Here is a 17,907-nt window from a genome sequence, read left to right on the forward strand (position 1 = left end):
ATCGCATACAATGTATATGTACGCAATGCAGTCCCCAACGTGGAGGTCGAGATGAGCGACGCAAGGCCCGCCGAGGCGTTCGAGGTGCACGTCGAGGTGCGCGCGGTCGACGGCATGGCCACCGCCAGCCAGATCCTCGCAGTCCTGGAGCAGGCCGGCTTCGAGCTGCACCGCGACAGGGCCGGCGTGTGGCGGAAGAAGGAGCACGGCCCGGCCGAGTTCGAGGGCGTGGCCAGGGCGGCGTAGCGGCCGTCTGGTGGCTGCGTAGGCGGGGCCGGGCGGTGCCTGGCCCCGGTGTGGAGCCCTTAGCCGGGCTTCGACCTGTACGGCCGCCAACTACAAAGGTGGCCGTACGAGTGAGGAGAACTGCCCAGTTCACGTGGAGGTCAACATGGGCAAGCACAGCATCAAGCGCGGCCTGCGGGTCGCGGAGTGCGGGCCGAACGGTGCCTGCTACGACGGCGAGGACCGGTGCGTGCACTGCCGCGAGCACATTGCGGACCCGCACGCCCCGCGCTGCGTGCACGCTGGCGAGCCGGCCGACGAGTGCGACGCGCGACCGATGGTGGTGTCGCAGGCGGTGATCGAGCTGCGCAGCGAGGACAACGGCGTGGAGGAAATGCGCCGGGCGGTCGAGGTGCTGCTGCGCGAGGGCTTCGACGTGCGTGGCCCAGCCGTGGCGGTGCACCGGAAGTCGGACGCGGACCCGGCGCAGGGGTGGGGTGAGTGGATCGGTGTGGTGACGGTCCCGCAGCGCGCCTAGTGGCTGCGTAGACGGGGTCGGGCTGGTCGCCCGGCCCCGGTGCGGAGTCCCTAGCCGGGCTCTAGCTGTCCGGCCGCTATTGACGATTGCGGCCGGACAGCGGCAAGGTATCTGTCCGAGCAAGACCCAGTTCACGTGGAGGTTGACGTGGGTCTACGCGCGCTGGTCGGCACCGAAGGTGCCGACGGCTTCTACCAGGCGCGGCATGTCCAGCACGACGCGTGCCCGACGATGATCGTGCCCGCCCTGTCCGTGCTGGTGCACGACCTGATGGCGCACGACGTGCAGGCGGCCGTCGACGAGCTGATGCGCACCGACTGGTCGCGGCTCTACACCCTGCCGGGAACCGGCGACGCCGGGCCTCTGGTCGGTGTGCCGAGCCCCAACGACGAAGAGCCGCTGCGCGGCCACATCGCGACCGAAAACGCGTACGACCGGGAGTGGGCGTACCTGTTCGGCGGTCACCGGCTGCACGTCTACCTCGGGGTGCTCCCCGAGCGCGGGCCGAAGCGGTGGCGGTCGTGGGCGTGCTGGTCGGTGCACGAGCTGCCGACGCTGCCCCTCGACGAGGTGCTGTCGGTCCAGAAGGCCGGCTACTCGGCGCAGTGGAGAGCGGCCGACTTCCGGATGTACATGGACGCCGTGCGGGAACGCATGAAGGAGGTGACCGCGCAGTGAACGCGCTGGTCGGGAAGTTCGAGCCCGGAGCCCGACGGTTCCAGGCCCGGCGGGTCGCCCTGGAGGGCCAGCCCAGCGGAACCCTCGCCCAGATGCGGGTGATCTGGGCAGCGAAGTTCCGGCGGGACACGGCCGCGATGGTCGAGGCGCTGTTGGGCCGCGACTGGTCGGTGCTGGCGTACAAGCCGTGGCCGGAGCAGGCCGTCGCCGAGCGTCGCCCCGAGTGGGCGTACGTGCGCGGCCTGGGGCTCGCGGCGAACACGAGCGAGCCCGGCCCGGCCTTGGCGGGGGACCTGGGCGGCGGCACGCCCACCGACGACGGGTGGGCCTACCTGTGGGAGCACGAGATGGGGGCACTGCACGTCTACGCGGCCCGGGGCGGCCGGTGGCACCACCTGGCGACGCTGCCGGCCGACGTGTGGGCCGGGATGACGGAGCAGTTGGTGGTCGACGTGGAGGCCCGCTGGTGCTGGCTGGACCAAGGAGAGGACAAGGCAGCATGAGCGAGTCGAACGAGAAGCCGATGCCGAGGCCGAGGCCGAGGCAGGGCCAGCCGATCCGGACCGAGGAGTTGGTCCGCCGCGACCAGGTGCTGCTGTTCGGGAGGCTGGTTGAGATCGCCGACGTGCAGTCCGTGGGGGACTTCCCGACGACGGTCAACCTGGTGATCATGCCGGTTGGCGGCGGGCAGCCGAGGGAAACCCTCGTGCCGCGCGGGATGCTGCTGATGGGCCTGCGTGTGGAGCGGACTCTCCAGCTGCGCTGCGCCGGGTGCCCCTCGACGACGCCGGTGCGCGTCGACGTGGCGGCGGGTGTGGACGTGCAGCCGCTGTGCGTGGGCTGCCGGGCGCGGTCGAACAAGCCGCTCGGCCCGTGGTTGACCCCGGTGAGGCACTGATGAACAACGTGCTCAGGGCCTTGATGGCGGATAACGAGGAAGAGCGGAACCGGCACCTGGACCGGGAGACGCTGCTGTACGCGGTGCAGCGGCGGATCACGTGCGAGCGGACGGGCCGGGCACTCGACGTCGACTCGGCGGTGATGGTGACCGCGATCAAGGACGGGCGGCGTACCGCCACGGTGTTGACGGGCGAAGCGTGGGACGAGGTGGCCGAGCACGTGCGGGCGAAACTCGCGGAGATCGGCGCGACGGTGAAGGTGATCGACGGCCGTCAGCTGACCTGATGGGACGGCTGGCACTGTGCCAGTCGGTCTAGGATCGGGGCCGCACCCAGCCAGGGTGTGGCCCCGTTCACTGTGGAGCGACCATGATGGAGCCGTTGGCGCGGTTCGAGAGCCACGTAGCCGGACGGAACGCGCGGGTCGTGGTATGGCCCGACCGGATCGAGTGGAGCCAGCCCGGCCGCACGAAGGTGGCGAACGTACTGCTGGTGATCCTCGCGGTCTACACGGTCGGGATCACGCTGCTGTTCCGAGCGTGCCGGCCCCGGTTCAAGGAGCAGGGCCGGCAGATGCTCGCCATGCGGGCGGTGCAGTCGGTGGCCGCGCAGCGCGACGGACTGCACACTGCGGTCGCGGTGGTGGCCGGCGCGACGACGATCTCGTTCCGGGTGCCGCACGGGCAGGCAGAGCAGATCGAGGCCCTGGTGCGGGACCTGGTGCTCGGCACTCACCCGGCGGCACCCCGGTAGTGCGGCTGACAGCTCGTTGACGAGGGCGCTGTGTCCCACCCAGGGCCGGCGCCCTCTCGGCTACGCTGGCGGGGTATACGCCGCTGGCTGCGGGCCGGGCATGGGACTCTCCTGCTGAGGATGTGCCGATGTCCGCGGTGTGCGACACCCCCGTGAAGGGAAAGATGCTCCGGGCCACCAAGCTCGGGGTGTGCGGCGACCCGATCCTGGGCGCCGGAGGCTGGCCGGTCCACGTCACGTCGAAGGGCTTCATCTCGGTCGAGTACGCCGCCGAGGTCGACGACGGCGAGGAGATCGACCAGAAAGACGCCAACGGCGACCGGCTGGTGTACGAGCCGGCTCGGCGGCGGATCAAGCTGTACAACGTGACCGTCACGTGCGGTCGGGTCGACCCGGAGCTGTACACGCTGTTCACGGGGCAGCCGGTGCTGCTCGACGAGGACGGCACCGCCACCGGCCTGCGGATCACCAGCCGGTTGAACCTCGACTCGGCGGTGGCGTTGGAGGTGTGGTCGGGTACCCAGCTCAAGCGGTGCGGCACGATGGCCCGGCCACGGTTCGGGTACTTCCTGCTGCCGCAGATCATCGACGGGATGATCGGGGACTTCACGATTGAGAACGGGGCGGCGAACTTCACGCTGACCGGCAAGGCGATCGAGAACCCGGAGTGGGGTGTCGGCCCGTACGACGTGTACCTGCGGACGACGGGTGTCGCGCCGCTGACCGACCCGATGGGCGACGACGACCTGCTGCACCTCGACTGGACGCTGCTGCCGCCGCCGGCACCGACGTGCGGGCTGACGCCGCGGCCACCGGACGGCACCGTGGCCGCCGACGACAGCGACGAGACGAACATGACCGCCGAGTTCACCGCGACGTGGGTGCCGGGCCCACCCGGCGCCGAGTACACGGTGGATTGGGGTGACGGCACCTCGGCGGCGGGGCCAGCTGAGGCGGCGTCGGTGAGCCATCAGTACGCGAGCCCGGGAACGTACCTGGTGACGGTGACGCATACGGCGTCGGGAGCGCAGCGGTTCCTGTCGTTCGTCGCTCCGGCCACCTGAGGCTGCGGTGACGCAGCCGGCGCGGACCGGCCCGTGCGAGTGGACGCTGAACACGGCGTACTGCAAGGGCTGGGACACGATCGACGAGGCGGCCCGGACGGCAGCTGCGGACCTCGCCACGGAGGTGCTGTGGTCGCTGTCCGGCCGCCGGTACGGGCTGTGCCCATCGACGGTGCGGCCGTGCCGGCGCGGTACCTACGACGCGTGGCTGCGGCGGGAGCCGTGGCTGACGATGCCGTACGGCAGCCTGGCGGTGACCTGGTGCGGCTGCGTCGGGGCCGGCAGCTGCGAGTGTGTGCCGTCGGCGGCTGAGCTTTCGCTGCCCGGCCCGGTCAACGACGTCACCCGGGTGGTCGTGGACGGCGAGGTGGTGCCTGCCGAGGCGTACGTGGTGCAGGACCGGCGGTGGCTGGTACGCGTCGACGGTGAGGGTTGGCCGTGGACGCAGGACTTGAGGCTCGGCCACGACGAGCCCGGCGCGTGGGCGGTCACGTACCGCCGTGGTGTTCCGGTGCCGCCGGGCGGCCGGATCGCCGCCGGACAGTACGCCTGCGAGGTGGCGAAGGCGTTGACGAACGACAGCACCTGCCGGCTGCCGAGGCGGGTGCAGTCGGTGGTGCGGCAAGGCGTACAGGCCACGTTCGTAGACCCGTCGCAGCTGTTGAGGGACGGCATGACCGGTCTGCCGGAGGTTGACCAGTGGCTGCGGATCGTGAACCCGCACCGGCTGCCTCGTGACTCGGTGGTGTGGTCGCCGGACCTGGACAGGGGCAGGAGACGAACGTCGTGACGCTCCCGGAGCTGATCGTCGCCGACGAGGTGGCGTGGCCGGTCGCGGTGCGGCTACGGGCCCTCGTCGACGAGGCGCTGACCGACGCGCTCGGTGGCCCCCCGGCGGTGTGTGCGGTGGTGCCGGGCCGTGATGTGGCCATCGACTCGTGCTGCGACGGGCAGGCGTGGGTGCGGATCGTACGCACCTACCCGGTGCTGCCCGGCGAGTTCCCTGGCGGGCGGGGCACGCCGCTCGACGACGGCGCGGACCCGGGCGCGTTCTGGGCGGTGGAGCTGGGCGTAGGCACCGCCCGGTGCGCGCCCACCATCGACGACGGCGGGAACCCGCCGACCGGAGCGGACCTGGAACGGTCGGCCGGTGAGCTCGCGGACGACGCCGGCCGGATCCGCCGGACGGTGCTGTGCGAGCTGCAGAACGGCGCGCAGGTCGAGTCGGTGTGGATCGGTGAGCAGTCCAGCGTCGGCCCGTCCGGCGGCTGCGTCGGCCAGGAGGTGCTGGTCGCGGTGATGACGAACATCTGCGTGTGTGAGGAGACGTAGCCGATGCGGGACGGGCAGACGGTGACGGTGCGGGCGTTGACGGCGATGCCCGGCGTCGCCGACAGGCAGGTGCGCCACGGGGTGGAGTGGACGCCGCAGCTGGCGAAGTTGGTCGACGCCGGCCGGTACGAGGTCCTGGACAGCGGCGAGCCTCCGGCGGGCCCGTTGGCTGCCATCGAGGACGCTCCGTCGGGCCCGGCGGCCGACGACGGTGACGAGCCGCCGGCCGGCGACGGTGAGCCGCTGCCGGCGAGACGGTCGCGGCGGCGCTGATGGCGGTGCGGACCGATGTGCGGATCGACCTGAACGCGGGGGAGATCCGGCGGTTGCTGTACGGGCCGGTCGGCCCGGTGGTGCGGTTCATCGGAAGCGTGGCGAGGCGGGTGCGAACCAGGGCGGTGCTGACCTGCCCGGTGGACACCGGGCGGTTGCGGACGGCGCACCGCGAAGAGGTTGGGGTGCGCGTCGGCCGGGTGTACGGGTTCGTCGAGAACACGGTCGAGTACGCGGCGGCCGTGCACGACGGCACCGCAGCGCATGTGATCCGCCCCCGGCGGACGGGTGGGGTGCTGCGGTTTGTGACAGGCGGCCAGGTGGTGTTCACCAGCCTGGTGAACCACCCGGGCACCAAGGCGCAGCCGTGGCTGCGAGAGGCAATGGAAGACGTGGCGCGCCAGGAGGGGTTCCGGCTCGTCCGCAGATAGGGGAGGACACGATGAGGGAGTTCACGACCAGCGCCAAGACGGCGCAGGCGGCCGGCGATGGCAAGAAGCTGCCGGATGTGACGTTCAAGCTGGACACGGTGGAGATGGTCTGCCGGGCGCCGAAGGACGCCCAGCTGGCGTACCTGATGGCGGCGGCGTCATCGAGCCGTACCGACGCGGACCAGGTGGCGGCGGTACTCGACTTCTTCGAGCAGACCCTCGACCCGGCCAGCCTGGTGGTGTTCCGGCGCCGGCTGCTGAACACGACGGACAGCTTCGACTTCGCCGACGCCATGGGGATCTTCGAGTACGTGTGTGAGGAGTGGTCCGGCCGCCCTACTGGGTCGGGCAGCGCCTCCTGACCCTGGCGGTCAAACGCTGGCCCGAGTTCCACGGCACGATGCTGCTGCGCACCGGCCGGGAGCCGTTGGACCTGCCGCTGCCGTCGCTGCTGGACGTGATCTACGCCTGGTGGGTGGAGGGCGGCACCGAGAAAGACGTGGCAAAGTTTCGCCAGACGTTGGAGACGTCACCCGCCGGTGCCGACCTGGATGGCCGCGAAGAATGGTCGGACGACGAGACGGACGGCTCGTTTAGCCGGGCGTTGGGCGGGATGCGGCGGACGGTACGGGGGCAGGATGAAATTCGGAGCAGGGGAGGCGCTACCCGTTGATTACGGCGATTGGACTGTGGCTTTAATGGCGCAGGCGAGCTTCGTCGTAGCGGAGGGGCCGTATTTGCACCGGACCGCAGTGATGTGAATTTACGAGCAAGGGCGCTCCGTCCGCTTGTTTTAGCTGATGTCGGCCGGGCTCAGAGCGTTGTGCACGCGAGTCGTCCTCGGCATGCGAGATTCGGTCTACGGCGATCGGGCCTGTAGCCTTGCCAAGGAAACAACTGTTTACGAAATTCTCATCACCTCGCGCCAAATATCTGCCGGGTTCATCTGAACACTGTTGTCGGTGGCGGAATGGAAGAGTGAAAATATTGGCTCGAATATCCTTTGATCGTCTTCCCATGTGCCGATTAGACTGCCATCTCCCAGCCAGCCTTCAACAAGTCGCTGGAAAATGTAGCGATTGTAGGTCCGAACGATCGTTTCGCATACTGCCGATATTTCCTGGATCCCAGCGACCGTCATCGCGAACTGCTGTGGCTGGCTTGGTGGCTCAACGCCTAAGGCAAGCATATTCCGAGCACTTAGTATGCCAGCAGCATGGGCGACGGCGTGGCGAAAGTGGCACGCCTTCGAGAATTCGTGTAGAGCTTCGTCGAGGTCGGATCCATTCCTGATCTCGATGCCGAGCATCGTCCTCGTTCGCTTCTTGATCTCACCTGCATCTGCCAAACTGCTCCCTTCGAGCACGGTGAGTGCAAGAAAGTCTCCTTCGTAGCGACGCGCGGCGAACAGAGTAACCTGACTGGAATCGCTGACGCCCTGGGCGCGAGGGCAGATGCAGGCTGCGCGTGATAGGACGGACCTGATGTAGCTCTCAACGCTGCCAATAACGCGAACCACGAGCATCGACGCCGCTCGTGGGTCGCGTTCGATCAGGATGGGCGTGGCAGAGGTTACAACAACTCGGAGATCATCTAAGAATTCGTCTATCGGCGACCGAAGTGACGGGGTCCAGGTTTGGATTAGGTTCTCTGTGCGGAGATTTGCGGGAACCCCTGCTTGCGATACTCTTATCCAAGCCGGCTCAGACATACACGAACTCCTCGGCGGCCCTCCGGATTCGTTCAGCCCAAACGGGGCCGATGTACGGGACAGACCGCAGCTGAGTTGCCTCGTCGTCCAAAAGAATGTCTTGCACTGTCCGTAGGTTCGTCCCGACAAGGATGCTGTCAATCTTGTTCGGTGTAATTGGTAACGCGTCAATCGTTGCGCTCAAGAGTTCCTTGTATATAGAAGCCTCGGTCAGCCTGGAACCACATTTCATGCAATAGCGAGCCTCGGCGGAGAGGCGGGGCTCACCACATGCACCGCACGGCGGAAGGTCCAGTGTGCATCGCTCGCGGAAGTCAGGGCCGAGGAGCTGGGCTCCCTTAGTTCGCGGATAAAGCTGAGCGTTTCTGCCAGTAAGTGCTCGAAGGGCGGAGGCTGTCGACGGATTCCGGCCGAGCGCAAGGCCGTTCTCGGAAAGTAGTAGTGCATGGTGGACCCAGTAGCGCTCAAACGAACCCTGCTCGCCACGACTAACGCTACCCATTCGACGTATGATCCCCGCGTATTCCAACAGGGCGAGGATACGCTTCAGTTCTTCCTCGACGGGCTCCCCTATTGCTACGATCGTGGCTCGAACCGGTTCGGCCGCCCTGCCCCGGTTATACCGCTGCAGGGAAGCAATCATCGATGATTGAAGCTGCATCCCGAGTTCAACAAAGTTTTTGAATCTTGGCAACTTCACTGCTAGCGCCTTGAACACGTCCCTCGTGTTAGAGGCATATTCGCTGATAGCCGCATCGGCGCGCGATCGCGTGATGCGTGGCGATGCTGCCTCCTCCACGCCTAGAAGGCTTGAGAGCATCAGAATGAAGCCCCGTGGCAGGCCAAAGCTCGCCAAGGCTAGGAGGTCTAGCAACTCTTCGCGACCTTCAAGACGCTTACGCATCGCCTCGGGTAGGCGCCGTTCAGCAATCCCTCGCATTACAGGAAGGTACTCATCGTCATCCGGCCGCATCCATGCCTCAACCATTTCGGCATCGTGGCCGATGTGAAAGGTGGGAGTATAGGTTGTTACTCCGGGATACACGGCGGCCTTGGGTGCCACGTAGCGGCTGCGCAAGTCTCTGTAGATGCCGAAGAACTCCCGCTGCTGGTCTGACGAGAAAGCGTGGGCCGCATCGTCGAGCAGGAGTACAACTCGCCGGCGACCAGCCGCAGCCGCCCACTCCTCAAGAGAGTCAACCAATTCGGACGGAGATAAGGAGAACTCTAGAGAGTTGGGTGCCTGGCCTGCTTCAAGGCTGCGGATTTGCCGGTTTGCAATCTCGCGAGTCTGATCGAACGGAGTGCCCGCCAGTGACTCTCTTGCGAATCGAGGAACACCCGCGATAATCTTTGCCAGGACCCACTGCCTAAAGAGTGCCAAGGCGTTGGCCTTCTGGTGAAACAATGGCTCCAGGGCGAGCGATTTGCCGTAATTGACATATATGGGAAGTACTTGGCCTTCTTCAAGCATCTTGAAGTATGCTAGCCGCAAGTAGGTTGACTTGCCGGAACCGCGTGGACCAGTGAGTAGCTTTGGGCCCGGACCTATAAGCCGGGACAGTATCTCGGAATCTCGTGGAGTTCGTTGGGTCCATGCTCGTAGGTCTTCTTCCGAAAGATACTCAGCCCGTTCCTCGAAGACGCTTGCGAGGCCGTCCTCGGGCATCACTGCTCCCGTCTATCGTGATTCGTTGTGCCAGGCTACATGCTGCTACCCCTTGGAGGCAGTCAGCCAAGCACCCTTCTCGTCTGACCGGAACCGAGGAGACGACCGGCCCCCGTCAACGCCCATCACGCAACGTCACCAACTCCGGAAGCGACCACTGATGCGCGGGCACCCCTTTGTCTTCGGGCCTTCGGGTCCGTGGCGCTGACTGCTCCGGGCGGTGGTGCGCGGCAGCGACGTCTCCCGGTTGGATGCCCACGGGCGGTTACCCATCGGCAGGCGCGCTGGCAAGCCACGGCAGGTGCTGCCGGAGCCAGGCGTCTACGCCGGGGATCGCGAGGATCCGGGTCACCGCGGCGGCGACGCCGAGGGCTTGGGCGATGAGCGGCACGTCGTCGACGCCGGCCGCGAGTGCGATGGTCGGCAGGAGAGACAGCAGGCCGATGACGGCGGCGAAGATCGTGCGAAGGGTCGCCCGCCACGGGTGGCGGGTCTGGGTCGTGTGAGTCACGGTTGTCCTCCGAGTGAGATGACCTGAGCTTTGAGCTGGGCGTTCTCGACCAGGAGCCGGTCACGCTCAGCGGAGACGTCTTGGCGGCTGCGTAGCTCAGCGCGTAGCTGGGCGACCTCGCCCTTGGTGCGGGTCAGCTCCTCGCGGAGCTGTGCGATGGTCAGGTTCGCGGCCGCCATCTGCGTCTCGGCGAGCTGGAGCTTCGTTTCGGCCCCGGCCAGCTGAGCGTCCATGCGGACCAGCAGACGTTCCGCCATCTGGGTCGACTGGTCGGCCAGCGAGATGCGTTCCTTGCGCCGGCCGACCAGCCACGTCACGAGACGGTCGACGACGACGCCCACGACCGACCCGCCGCCGAGCAGCAGGAAGATGACTTCGGGCGTCATCGGCGGCGGGTCAGGTGACCGGGTTGTTGAAGGCGGCGGTCCAGGTGTTGACGCCGATTAGCGTGTCCTGGCGGAGACGCTGGTCGCGCTGGAACGCTAGCGCCAAGGCGCGGTACTCGGGGCCGTAGATGCCGTCGTTGCCGTGCTGGCTGAGCCAGCGGCGGCCCTTGCCGACGTTCCAGCCGCGCCGGCCGAGCTGGATAGCCCATTCCTTGAGCCAGGCCCGGTCCGTGCGGCCGCGGAAGTAGCGTTCGTACAGGCCGGACACCGAGTAGTCGGGGCCGGAGGCCGGACCGAAGTACCAACCGGCGGGCAAGGGGAACGCGAGCGACGTGCCGGGCGCGGGCTTGCTGCCGGCGGGCGGCTTCGGAGCGGGTGTCGGCTGCCCGACTATGGGCAGACCGGCCTTGAGCCACGAGTAGATTTCGTCGCCGGGGCAGGCGGTCGCACCGCGGTCGCGATGGCCGAGGAGCGTCAGCTTGCCGCCCTTACGCCGGTTGGCTTCCTCGTAGAGCCACTTGAAGGAGCGGCGGGCGGCGTCGGAGACGTCCTGCACGTCCGGCTTGTCTGCGCCGATGACGCAGACGCCGATCGCCGGGGTGTTGTGGCCGGCGCAGTGCGCACCGATGGTCAGCCAACCTCGGCCCTCGAAGATCACGCCGCTGGTCGACGAGATGAGGAAGTTGTAGCCGATGTCCGCCCATCCGCGCTTCCGCATGTGGAAGTCCTGGATTTGGCGGGGGGTTTGAGTGGCGCTGGCGGCCGAGTAGTGGCCCATGAAGGCGGTTCGCTTTGTCCAGGTGGTCACGTCGCGGCTTTCGGGTGGTCGGGCACCCCATTCGGCGCGGCTGATGATGTCCACTGGTTGTCCTTCCGGCAGCGTCGATCGGCTGTCGGGGGACGACCATCACAACTATACGGCCGCAATGCTTAATAGTGACCGTGCGGGTTGGCTTACGCTGAGGATGTGGCTCTGGGGCGGGCGTACATCGAGATCATCGGCGACGTGTCGCGGTTTGCGCCGCAACTACGAGCGGGGCTGACGAAGGCCCTGAAGGTCAGCGGTATCGCGGCGATCGGCGCGAGCGCCGCTGCCGCGTCCGGTCAGATCATCGGCCTGGCGGGGTCGCTGGCGTCGGTGGGCGGCGCCCTGTACGCCCTGCCGGCGGCGGCCGGTGTCGGCGGGGCCGCGCTCGGCGCGCTGATGGTCGCCACCCGCGGCCTCGGCGAAGCGTTCGCCGCCGCAGGCGAGGACGATCTCGCGAAGTTCGAGAAGGCGCTGGAGGACCTGTCGCCGCAGGCACAGCGACTCGTACGGGAGTTCCGGGCGATCCTCCCGGCACTGTCGGACGTGCGGGTCGCCGCGCAGGACGCGTTCACCTCGCAACTGGTGGGACAGCTGTCCGCGACCGCTTCGGTGCTCGCCGGGCCGCTGCGCACCGGCCTGACCGGCGTGGCCGCCGAGTGGGGGCGGGCAGCACGGGCGGTGCTGGAGTTCTCCCGCGAGACGAGCACCGTGCAGACGTTGTCGGGGATTCTCGACACCGCCCGCCTGTCGGTGGGGAACCTGGCCACGTCGATCAAGCCGCTGCTGGCCGGGTTCCGGGACATCACCGCGGTGGCGTTGCCGTCGATCGGCCGGGTGTCCGAACTCGCCGGTGATGCTGCGGTCCGGTTCGGTACGTGGCTGTCGGCTATGGCGGAGAGCGGCGCCGCCGTGACGGCGATCGACCGCGCCGGTGTGGTGATGGGGCAGCTGGGCAAGCTGACGGCGAACGTCGGCTCGATCCTGACCAGCGTCCTGAAAGCCGCTGCGGAGGCGAGCACCGGAGGGTTGCTCGCCGGCCTGGTCGAGGTGACGGGCCGGGTGCGGGAGTTCTTCGCCACGGCGGAGGGCAGCAGCGCCCTGCTCGGGGTGTTCAACACGCTGGGCACCCTCGCGGCCGGGCTTGCGCCGGTGTTCACGACCCTGCTGTCGATCATCGGTGAGTCGGTGGTGCCGGCGCTCGGGTCGATGGCGCAGGCCATCGTGCCTGCGATGCAAGCTGTCGTCACGGCCCTCGGGCCGGCGCTCGCGGCGATCGCCGGTGCGGTTGGCCCGGTGATGGAGGCCTTGTCCGTCGGTATTCAGGCGCTCGCGCCGGTGCTGGGCCCGGTCGGTGAGGTCATCGCGTCGATCGCTCTCGCGCTGGCGCCGCTGCTGCCGGTGATCGGCGAGCTGATCACGATGCTGGTTGGGCCGCTGGCGACGGTCCTCAACGCGCTCGGGCCGATGCTCGCGCCGGTCGTCAGCGCGTTGGCTCCGGTGCTGCTCCAGATTGGGCAGACCCTCACCGCGGTTCTCGCGCCGGTCGCCGGCTTGCTGGCCGACCTGTTCACGCAGCTGGGCCCGCCGCTCGGCAAGGTGGTCGCCGCCCTCGGGTCCGCCCTCGCGCCGATCTTGACCGCGCTGGGGCCGCTGATCGTGCAGCTGGTGTCGGCGCTGATGCCGCTGATCCCGACGATCGTGGGGCTGCTGCCGCCGCTGGTCGACATCTTGTTGGCTATTACGCCGCTGATCGAGCTGGTGGCGCAGCTCGCGGTCGTCGCGGTCGCCCTGGTCGCCCCGCTGATCCGGGTCGCGGCGGCGCTGGTGGGGTTCCTCGCGGCGAAGGCGGTTGCGCCGCTGGTGTCGGCGCTCGCGTCGGCGCTGGTGTGGCTGCTGTCCCCGCTGTCCGGGGTCGCCGAGTGGCTGGGCAAGGTGGCCGCGTGGTTGAGCGCGATCGATTGGGCGGGTGTCGGGTCAGCGATCGGCGGCGCGTTCTCCTCGGCGTGGCAGGCCGTGAAGCGTTTCTTCGAGTCGATCGGGACGTGGTTCGCGGAGCTGCCCGGCAAGATCGGCTCGTTCCTGTCGAGGCTGCCGGAGATCCTGTGGGATCTGTTCACGGACGCGGCCGGGCGGGCGCTGGAAGCCCTGGGCATCGGAATCGGGCTGATCCTGTACGCGGTGACGGTGCTGCCGGGGCAGATCATCGGCTTCCTGTCGTCGCTGCCGGGCCGGCTGCGTGACCTGATCCAGCAGGCGGCGACTCTGGCGGCGGCGGCGTTCCTGAGGGGCGTGGACTCGCTGGTGTCGTACGCGACGGCGCTGCCCGGTCGGGTGCTGTCGGCGTTGTCGAGCCTGGGGACGCGGCTCCAGTCGACGTTCAGCAGCGCGGTGTCGGCGGGCCGCACCGCAGCGGTGAACGGCTTCAACTCGATCGTGACGTTCATCGCCGGCATCCCGGGGCGGATCTCCGGCTACGCCAGCCGGTTCCTGTCCGCCGGGTCGGGGCTGGTGCGGAAGCTCGTCGACGGGCTGCGGAAGGTGCCGTCGCTGGGCAGCATCGCGTCGGCGATTTCGGACACGATCAGGCACCAGCTGAACAAGATCATTGGGGCGATCAACTCGGGCATCGCACGGGTCGACGCGGTGCTCCCCGGCTCGCTGCCGCGAATCCCGATGCTGGCGAACGGGGCGATCCTGCGCCGGCCGACGCTGTTCGTCGGCGGTGAGGCCGGGGACGAGGTGGTTATCCCGCTGACCCGGCCCCGGCGGGCCCGGCAGCTCGCCGAGGAGTCCGGGCTGCTGGCTCTGCTCGCCGGAGAGATGGGTGGAGGCGGTACGCCGATCACGTTCGACAGGGGCGCGATCTCCGTCGTGTTCGAGGGTGTCGTGCCGACCTGGCAGGAAGCCCTGGACACCGGTCGGGCTGTCGGCGACGGCGTGTTGGAGACGTTGGCCCGGCGGTCGGTGGCCACGACGGTGAGGACGATCTGATGGGCGAGTACAACCCGGACCGGCCGTACGTGCTGGGCATGCAGTGGGCACCGATGGTGAAGGCGCCGCTCGTGTTGGACACCGCCAGCGAGGTCGGGTACACGTTCAGGACCGCCACGGAGCAGGTGGATCGAGTGTGGCTGCGGTCGACGTCGACGCCGCCGGGCCGGCCGACGCGCACCGAGCTGCTGGTGAACCTGTACCAGGCGGACGTGATCGCCGGCACCGGACCGGTGCGGAAGCTGGTGATTCCCTGCGCGTCGGGGGCGCTGCTGGCTGGCGCGGCCCTGGCCGGGTCCGCCACGTCCGTGGAGAACGCGGTGGCGAACCCGTCCGACCCTCGGCACATCGCCCTGACGGGGCCGGGTGCCGCCGCCCGGTTCTGGTTCGCGACGACCGGCGCGGCGGCGCAGGCCGCCCTGTTCCGGCGCCGGATCCTGGACGTGTCGGTGCTGTACGTGATGTCGGGCCCGTTTGCCGACTTGGCTGAGCCGGTGACTCTCGGCTTGGAACGGCCGTCGGCCGGTGTGGTGTGGCCGATGGACGAGACGCTGACAGGGCCGGCGCTGCACGAGGCGGCGACGGAGGTGCGGCGGTCGCGGCTCGGCGAGCTCAACCCCTGGTGGAGCACCGCGGTGACGCCGCTGACCACGAAGTGGCGGATGCCGTACAACTGGGCGGGTCAGGCGTCGCCGACGTCGGGGCTGACGGCGTGGGCGGCATCTGGCGGCACGAACATCAACGTGCGCCTCCAGGTCGCCGGGTCGGCACTCGAGGATGCGGTGTTCCACGTGCACTACCTCGCGTTGGAGGTGACGTACGGGGAGGAAAACCGGCTCGGCGGCGGCGGGCTTGACATCTCTGAAGGTGCCGGCCAGCAGGGCGGGGCGTACTACGAGATCCCGCTGTTCGGGATGTACAACTACGGGTTTCCGGTGTCCATGCGGCGGGGTGCTCGGTACGCGGTGACGGTTGGCCGGGCTCACTCTGGACAGCTGTCCGTGGCGTCGACGGTGCCGGTTCCGGTTGACCGGCTGGGCACCGTCGACGCGCTGCCGAGCCTGCGCGGCGTGCAGCTCCGCAAGACGATCCGCGAGGGCGCCGTGCCGAGCATGGAGACGGTCAACGACCTGCCGGCGATCGTCCTGTACGAAGGGTCGCCGCTGCCGGGCGACGCCGACAGCCGTTCTCACGTCTACCTGGCGCAGGCGATCGGCACGGTGTCCGAGCGGTTCTTCGGCGGCGACCTGATGCAGCGGATCATCGACGACAAGGCCGGCACGTACGTGTGGGTGCGGTTCTACGCGCGGCACCTGCCCGGCACGCGGGAGCCGCTGTACCTGTACCAGGCCGACCCGGCGGACCCGTGGATGAGCCTCGGCCCCAGGGCGACGATCAGCGTCGACGAGTTCGAGATGCTGCCGGAGGTCGCCGACGGGTGGCGGGAGGTCACCCTGCGGCTGGATCCGCCGCTGGAGACAGCCGGCGGTGGTGGGGTGCTGTGGTGGGCGTTCGCCAGCTCCGCCGAGGATGAAGCGCCGTGGCAGGTCCTCGGCGCGGACGCCGAACCGGGCAGCGGGGGGCCGAGCACGATCAGCGACGCGACGTACGGCGGGGCGGAGGCGTTCGCCACCATCGACGACGCCGACGACCGGTCGGCGGACCTGACGCTGATGCTGATCCGGGAGATGGACGAGGTGACCGGCCTGGTCGTGCAGCCGGCTGTGCAGCCGCTGGCGGTCGTCGACGATCAGTGCGACCGGCCGTCGGGCGGAATCCCGACCGGCATCCGCTACCACCGGCTGGCGTGGAATGCCGTCAACAGCGAGGTCGTGGCCGGGTGGGGCGCGTACGAGGTGCAGCGCCAGGACGACACGATGGACGACGAGGCGTGGGAGACGATTGCGCTGGTCGCCGCGCCGAACGTCACCGCCGTCGACGACTACGAGGCGCGGGTCGGTGTCGAGTCGCGGTACCGGGTTCGGATGGTGCACCGCATCGGGGTTCCCGGGCCCTGGTCGGCGCCGGTCGCGGCGACGATCCCCGCTCCGGGAGTGACCGGCACCCGCGTGGATGTCGGTGCGCTGATCCTGACGAGCAACCACAACCCGGCCGGCAACCTGGCATACGTCACGAACCAGGACCGCAACGCGGGGGAGGACTTCACGTTCCCGGAGGCGCGTGACGTCGAGCTGCGGGCGATGTACGGCCGCGACTACCGGGCGGCGTTTCGGCCGCTGGAACGCGGCGGTGTGGAGTTCACTCGGACCGTGCTGGTCAACGCAGTCGCGGTGCCGGCGCAGACCCTCGACCGGGGGTTTCGTAGCCTGCGGGATCTGGCGTGGGACCAGGTGCCGTACGTGTGCGTGCGGGACGAGCTGGACAACCGGTGGCTGGCGACGCTGCTGGTGCCGTCCGGGTCGGTGCGACGCAAGCGGCAGCGCGGGCAGATGCAGTTGGCGCAGGTGACGGTCGTCGAGGTGGCGGACACGCCGGAGCCGGTCGACGGTGGGCCGGCGCCGTGTGAGGGGCTGCGCCCGGAAGGCCACACGACGCAGGTGTACGCGGCAGCGGACACGCCGGCCGACGTCGGCTGGAACCCGTTGGCTGCGGACGACCAGTTCGAGCGGGAGGTGCCGGCCGGCGGGTTCGGGTCGACCGACATTCCTGGCGACCCGTGGGCGGTGGTGTCCGGGCCGCCGGAGGACCTGTCGGTGACTGGCGGCGTCGGGGTAATCCAGCTGGCCGAGCCGCTGAACGCGAACCCGTACTTCGAGACGGACGTGGCCGGTTGGGAGCCGACCGGCGGCACTTTCGTCCGGTCGACCGAGCACGCCCATGAGGGTGTCGCGTCGGGTCTGTTGACGCCCAGCGGCGAAGACGGCTTCGTGTTCGTCGAGTGCGAGCCGGGCCCCGAGACGGTGCCAGGAACGACGTGGCGGTTCGCAGCGTGGGTGCGCTGCGACGTGTCCCGCGACGTGGTGCTGTCGCTCTACTGGTTCGACGACGACGGCGACCTGCTGGACCTGGACGAGAGCGACCCGGTGACCGTGCCGGCGAACACGTGGGTGCAGCTGTCGTTCTCCTGGACGGCCCCTGAGGACACGGCGCAGGTAGCCGGCGACGTGTACATGCCGGACGAGGCTCCGCCGTCGCATCGCCTTTTCATCGACGAGGCCGGGATCACGCCGGAGCCGGTGGATAGGAAGGTCGTGACCGGCCCTGCCGTGCGGGACGTCGAGGTGCACGCGCGGGTGCGGATCACCCGGCCGCCGGGAGGGGAGCCGATCAACGCGTACCTGCACGGCCGGCACGTCGACGAGCAGAACGGGTACACGGCTCGGCTGGCGTTCGTTCCGGACGGCACGGTCGGCGTCGGCCTGGAGATGCTGCACGACGGCGAGCCGATCGTCCTGGCGGAGCTGGAGACGGCGCGCGACTGGCAGGGGGAGGAGGTGCCGGTCGGCGTCGGCGACTGGTACTGGTTCCGCATGCAGGTCCGGGGTCAGGTGGTGCGGGCGTCGGTATGGAAGGACGAGCCGGGCAGCTACTGGCCGGGCTGGACGGTGCAGGAGCTCGACGGGACGCTGCCTGCGGCGGGCTTGGCCGGTGTCGGGGCGGGGCTGTCGCCGGGGAAC

At 68.9% G+C, this 17,907-nt stretch carries 21 protein-coding genes; 16 read left to right on the forward strand and 5 right to left on the reverse strand.

The features are described from left to right. The first annotated feature begins 51 nt into the window (after positions 1 to 51). The 14 genes from C1I93_RS05985 to C1I93_RS06050 all read left to right on the forward strand — a co-directional run bounded on the left by C1I93_RS05985 (position 52) and on the right by C1I93_RS06050 (position 6,866). Positions 52 to 246: a hypothetical protein gene (locus C1I93_RS05985; RefSeq protein ID WP_146603438.1), complete on the forward strand. Its 195-nt coding sequence runs from the start codon at positions 52 to 54 to the stop codon at positions 244 to 246. Between the two features lie 145 nt (positions 247 to 391). Further along, positions 392 to 763 carry a hypothetical protein gene (locus tag C1I93_RS05990; RefSeq protein ID WP_146603439.1) on the forward strand — a complete coding sequence of 124 codons (372 nt, stop codon included), beginning with the start codon at positions 392 to 394 and terminating at the stop codon, positions 761 to 763. Between the two features lie 135 nt (positions 764 to 898). Next, positions 899 to 1,441 carry a hypothetical protein gene (locus C1I93_RS05995; protein ID WP_146603440.1) on the forward strand — a complete coding sequence of 181 codons (543 nt, stop codon included), beginning with the start codon at positions 899 to 901 and terminating at the stop codon, positions 1,439 to 1,441. Next, positions 1,438 to 1,944 carry a hypothetical protein gene (locus tag C1I93_RS06000; RefSeq protein ID WP_111242218.1) on the forward strand — a complete coding sequence of 169 codons (507 nt, stop codon included), beginning with the start codon at positions 1,438 to 1,440 and terminating at the stop codon, positions 1,942 to 1,944. The genes C1I93_RS05995 and C1I93_RS06000 overlap by 4 nt, the downstream gene beginning before the upstream one ends. Beyond that, on the forward strand, positions 1,941 to 2,339 hold the full coding sequence (locus C1I93_RS06005) for a hypothetical protein (RefSeq protein WP_111242219.1): 399 nt from the start codon (positions 1,941 to 1,943) through the stop codon (positions 2,337 to 2,339). The genes C1I93_RS06000 and C1I93_RS06005 overlap by 4 nt, the downstream gene beginning before the upstream one ends. Further along, positions 2,339 to 2,626 carry a hypothetical protein gene (locus C1I93_RS06010; protein ID WP_111242220.1) on the forward strand — a complete coding sequence of 96 codons (288 nt, stop codon included), beginning with the start codon at positions 2,339 to 2,341 and terminating at the stop codon, positions 2,624 to 2,626. Before C1I93_RS06005 ends, C1I93_RS06010 begins: the two co-directional genes overlap by 1 nt. 83 nt (positions 2,627 to 2,709) lie before the next feature. Further along, entirely contained in the window at positions 2,710 to 3,093 is a 384-nt protein-coding gene (locus C1I93_RS06015) for a hypothetical protein (protein ID WP_111242221.1), read from the forward strand. Between the two features lie 128 nt (positions 3,094 to 3,221). Next, positions 3,222 to 4,157: a PKD domain-containing protein gene (locus C1I93_RS06020; protein ID WP_146603441.1), complete on the forward strand. Its 936-nt coding sequence runs from the start codon at positions 3,222 to 3,224 to the stop codon at positions 4,155 to 4,157. A gap of 7 nt (positions 4,158 to 4,164) precedes the next feature. Then, the gene (locus tag C1I93_RS06025; RefSeq protein ID WP_111242223.1) at positions 4,165 to 4,947 is read left to right on the forward strand and encodes a hypothetical protein; all 783 of its coding nucleotides are present in this window, start codon (positions 4,165 to 4,167) and stop codon (positions 4,945 to 4,947) included. Next, on the forward strand, positions 4,944 to 5,489 hold the full coding sequence (locus C1I93_RS06030; protein ID WP_111242224.1) for a hypothetical protein: 546 nt from the start codon (positions 4,944 to 4,946) through the stop codon (positions 5,487 to 5,489). Before C1I93_RS06025 ends, C1I93_RS06030 begins: the two co-directional genes overlap by 4 nt. A gap of 3 nt (positions 5,490 to 5,492) precedes the next feature. Beyond that, positions 5,493 to 5,762: a hypothetical protein gene (locus tag C1I93_RS06035; protein ID WP_111242225.1), complete on the forward strand. Its 270-nt coding sequence runs from the start codon at positions 5,493 to 5,495 to the stop codon at positions 5,760 to 5,762. Then, the gene (locus C1I93_RS06040; RefSeq protein ID WP_220039556.1) at positions 5,762 to 6,193 is read left to right on the forward strand and encodes a hypothetical protein; all 432 of its coding nucleotides are present in this window, start codon (positions 5,762 to 5,764) and stop codon (positions 6,191 to 6,193) included. The genes C1I93_RS06035 and C1I93_RS06040 overlap by 1 nt, the downstream gene beginning before the upstream one ends. Before the next feature lie 11 nt (positions 6,194 to 6,204). Beyond that, complete coding sequence (locus tag C1I93_RS06045; protein WP_111242226.1) at positions 6,205 to 6,555, forward strand: hypothetical protein; 351 nt, start codon at positions 6,205 to 6,207, stop codon at positions 6,553 to 6,555. 38 nt (positions 6,556 to 6,593) lie between these two features. Beyond that, the gene (locus C1I93_RS06050) at positions 6,594 to 6,866 is read left to right on the forward strand and encodes a hypothetical protein (protein ID WP_146603442.1); all 273 of its coding nucleotides are present in this window, start codon (positions 6,594 to 6,596) and stop codon (positions 6,864 to 6,866) included. A 228-nt stretch (positions 6,867 to 7,094) separates the two neighbouring features. Here the strand turns inward: C1I93_RS06050 and C1I93_RS31140 are convergent, their stop codons facing one another. The 5 genes from C1I93_RS31140 to C1I93_RS06065 form a co-directional block, all read right to left on the reverse strand. Beyond that, entirely contained in the window at positions 7,095 to 7,904 is an 810-nt protein-coding gene (locus tag C1I93_RS31140; RefSeq protein ID WP_146603443.1) for a hypothetical protein, read from the reverse strand. After that, positions 7,897 to 9,573, reverse strand: coding sequence for a P-loop NTPase family protein (locus C1I93_RS31145; protein WP_146603444.1), 1,677 nt, complete (start codon positions 9,571 to 9,573; stop codon positions 7,897 to 7,899). The genes C1I93_RS31140 and C1I93_RS31145 overlap by 8 nt, the downstream gene beginning before the upstream one ends. A 265-nt stretch (positions 9,574 to 9,838) precedes the next feature. Beyond that, positions 9,839 to 10,084 carry a hypothetical protein gene (locus C1I93_RS06055; RefSeq protein WP_111242228.1) on the reverse strand — a complete coding sequence of 82 codons (246 nt, stop codon included), beginning with the start codon at positions 10,082 to 10,084 and terminating at the stop codon, positions 9,839 to 9,841. Continuing rightward, a complete protein-coding gene (locus tag C1I93_RS06060; protein ID WP_111242229.1) occupies positions 10,081 to 10,470 on the reverse strand; it encodes a hypothetical protein in 390 nt (129 codons plus the stop codon). The genes C1I93_RS06055 and C1I93_RS06060 overlap by 4 nt, the downstream gene beginning before the upstream one ends. 10 nt (positions 10,471 to 10,480) lie before the next feature. Then, complete coding sequence (locus C1I93_RS06065; RefSeq protein WP_111242230.1) at positions 10,481 to 11,332, reverse strand: peptidoglycan recognition protein family protein; 852 nt, start codon at positions 11,330 to 11,332, stop codon at positions 10,481 to 10,483. A 105-nt stretch (positions 11,333 to 11,437) separates the two neighbouring features. Between C1I93_RS06065 and C1I93_RS06070 the strand changes: the two genes are divergently transcribed. Together C1I93_RS06070 and C1I93_RS06075 are read left to right on the forward strand one after the other, a co-directional pair. Next, positions 11,438 to 14,269 (forward strand): phage tail protein, encoded by a 2,832-nt coding sequence (locus tag C1I93_RS06070; protein ID WP_111242231.1) that lies wholly within the window; start codon positions 11,438 to 11,440, stop codon positions 14,267 to 14,269. After that, a partial coding sequence (locus C1I93_RS06075) for a carbohydrate binding domain-containing protein (protein WP_146603445.1) occupies positions 14,269 to 17,907 on the forward strand: 3,639 nt, incomplete at its 3' end. The genes C1I93_RS06070 and C1I93_RS06075, both read left to right, overlap by 1 nt.

It is taken from the genome of Micromonospora endophytica (assembly GCF_003236305.1).
Classification (GTDB): domain Bacteria; phylum Actinomycetota; class Actinomycetes; order Mycobacteriales; family Micromonosporaceae; genus Micromonospora; species Micromonospora endophytica.

Bases quoted from the DNA above. Each gene is read 5' to 3' on its own strand.
- C1I93_RS06035 (WP_111242225.1), top strand. From the start codon at position 5,493: ATGCGGGACGGGCAGACGGTGACGGTGCGGGCGTTGACGGCGATGCCC.
- C1I93_RS06020 (WP_146603441.1), top strand. From the start codon at position 3,222: ATGTCCGCGGTGTGCGACACCCCCGTGAAGGGAAAGATGCTCCGGGCC.
- C1I93_RS06040 (WP_220039556.1), top strand. From the start codon at position 5,762: ATGGCGGTGCGGACCGATGTGCGGATCGACCTGAACGCGGGGGAGATC.
- C1I93_RS06015 (WP_111242221.1), top strand. From the start codon at position 2,710: ATGATGGAGCCGTTGGCGCGGTTCGAGAGCCACGTAGCCGGACGGAAC.
- C1I93_RS06010 (WP_111242220.1), top strand. From the start codon at position 2,339: ATGAACAACGTGCTCAGGGCCTTGATGGCGGATAACGAGGAAGAGCGG.
- C1I93_RS05985 (WP_146603438.1), top strand. From the start codon at position 52: ATGAGCGACGCAAGGCCCGCCGAGGCGTTCGAGGTGCACGTCGAGGTG.
- C1I93_RS06050 (WP_146603442.1), top strand. From the start codon at position 6,594: ATGCTGCTGCGCACCGGCCGGGAGCCGTTGGACCTGCCGCTGCCGTCG.
- C1I93_RS31140 (WP_146603443.1), bottom strand. From the start codon at position 7,904: ATGTCTGAGCCGGCTTGGATAAGAGTATCGCAAGCAGGGGTTCCCGCA.
- C1I93_RS06045 (WP_111242226.1), top strand. From the start codon at position 6,205: ATGAGGGAGTTCACGACCAGCGCCAAGACGGCGCAGGCGGCCGGCGAT.
- C1I93_RS31145 (WP_146603444.1), bottom strand. From the start codon at position 9,573: ATGCCCGAGGACGGCCTCGCAAGCGTCTTCGAGGAACGGGCTGAGTAT.
- C1I93_RS06060 (WP_111242229.1), bottom strand. From the start codon at position 10,470: ATGACGCCCGAAGTCATCTTCCTGCTGCTCGGCGGCGGGTCGGTCGTG.
- C1I93_RS06005 (WP_111242219.1), top strand. From the start codon at position 1,941: ATGAGCGAGTCGAACGAGAAGCCGATGCCGAGGCCGAGGCCGAGGCAG.
- C1I93_RS05990 (WP_146603439.1), top strand. From the start codon at position 392: ATGGGCAAGCACAGCATCAAGCGCGGCCTGCGGGTCGCGGAGTGCGGG.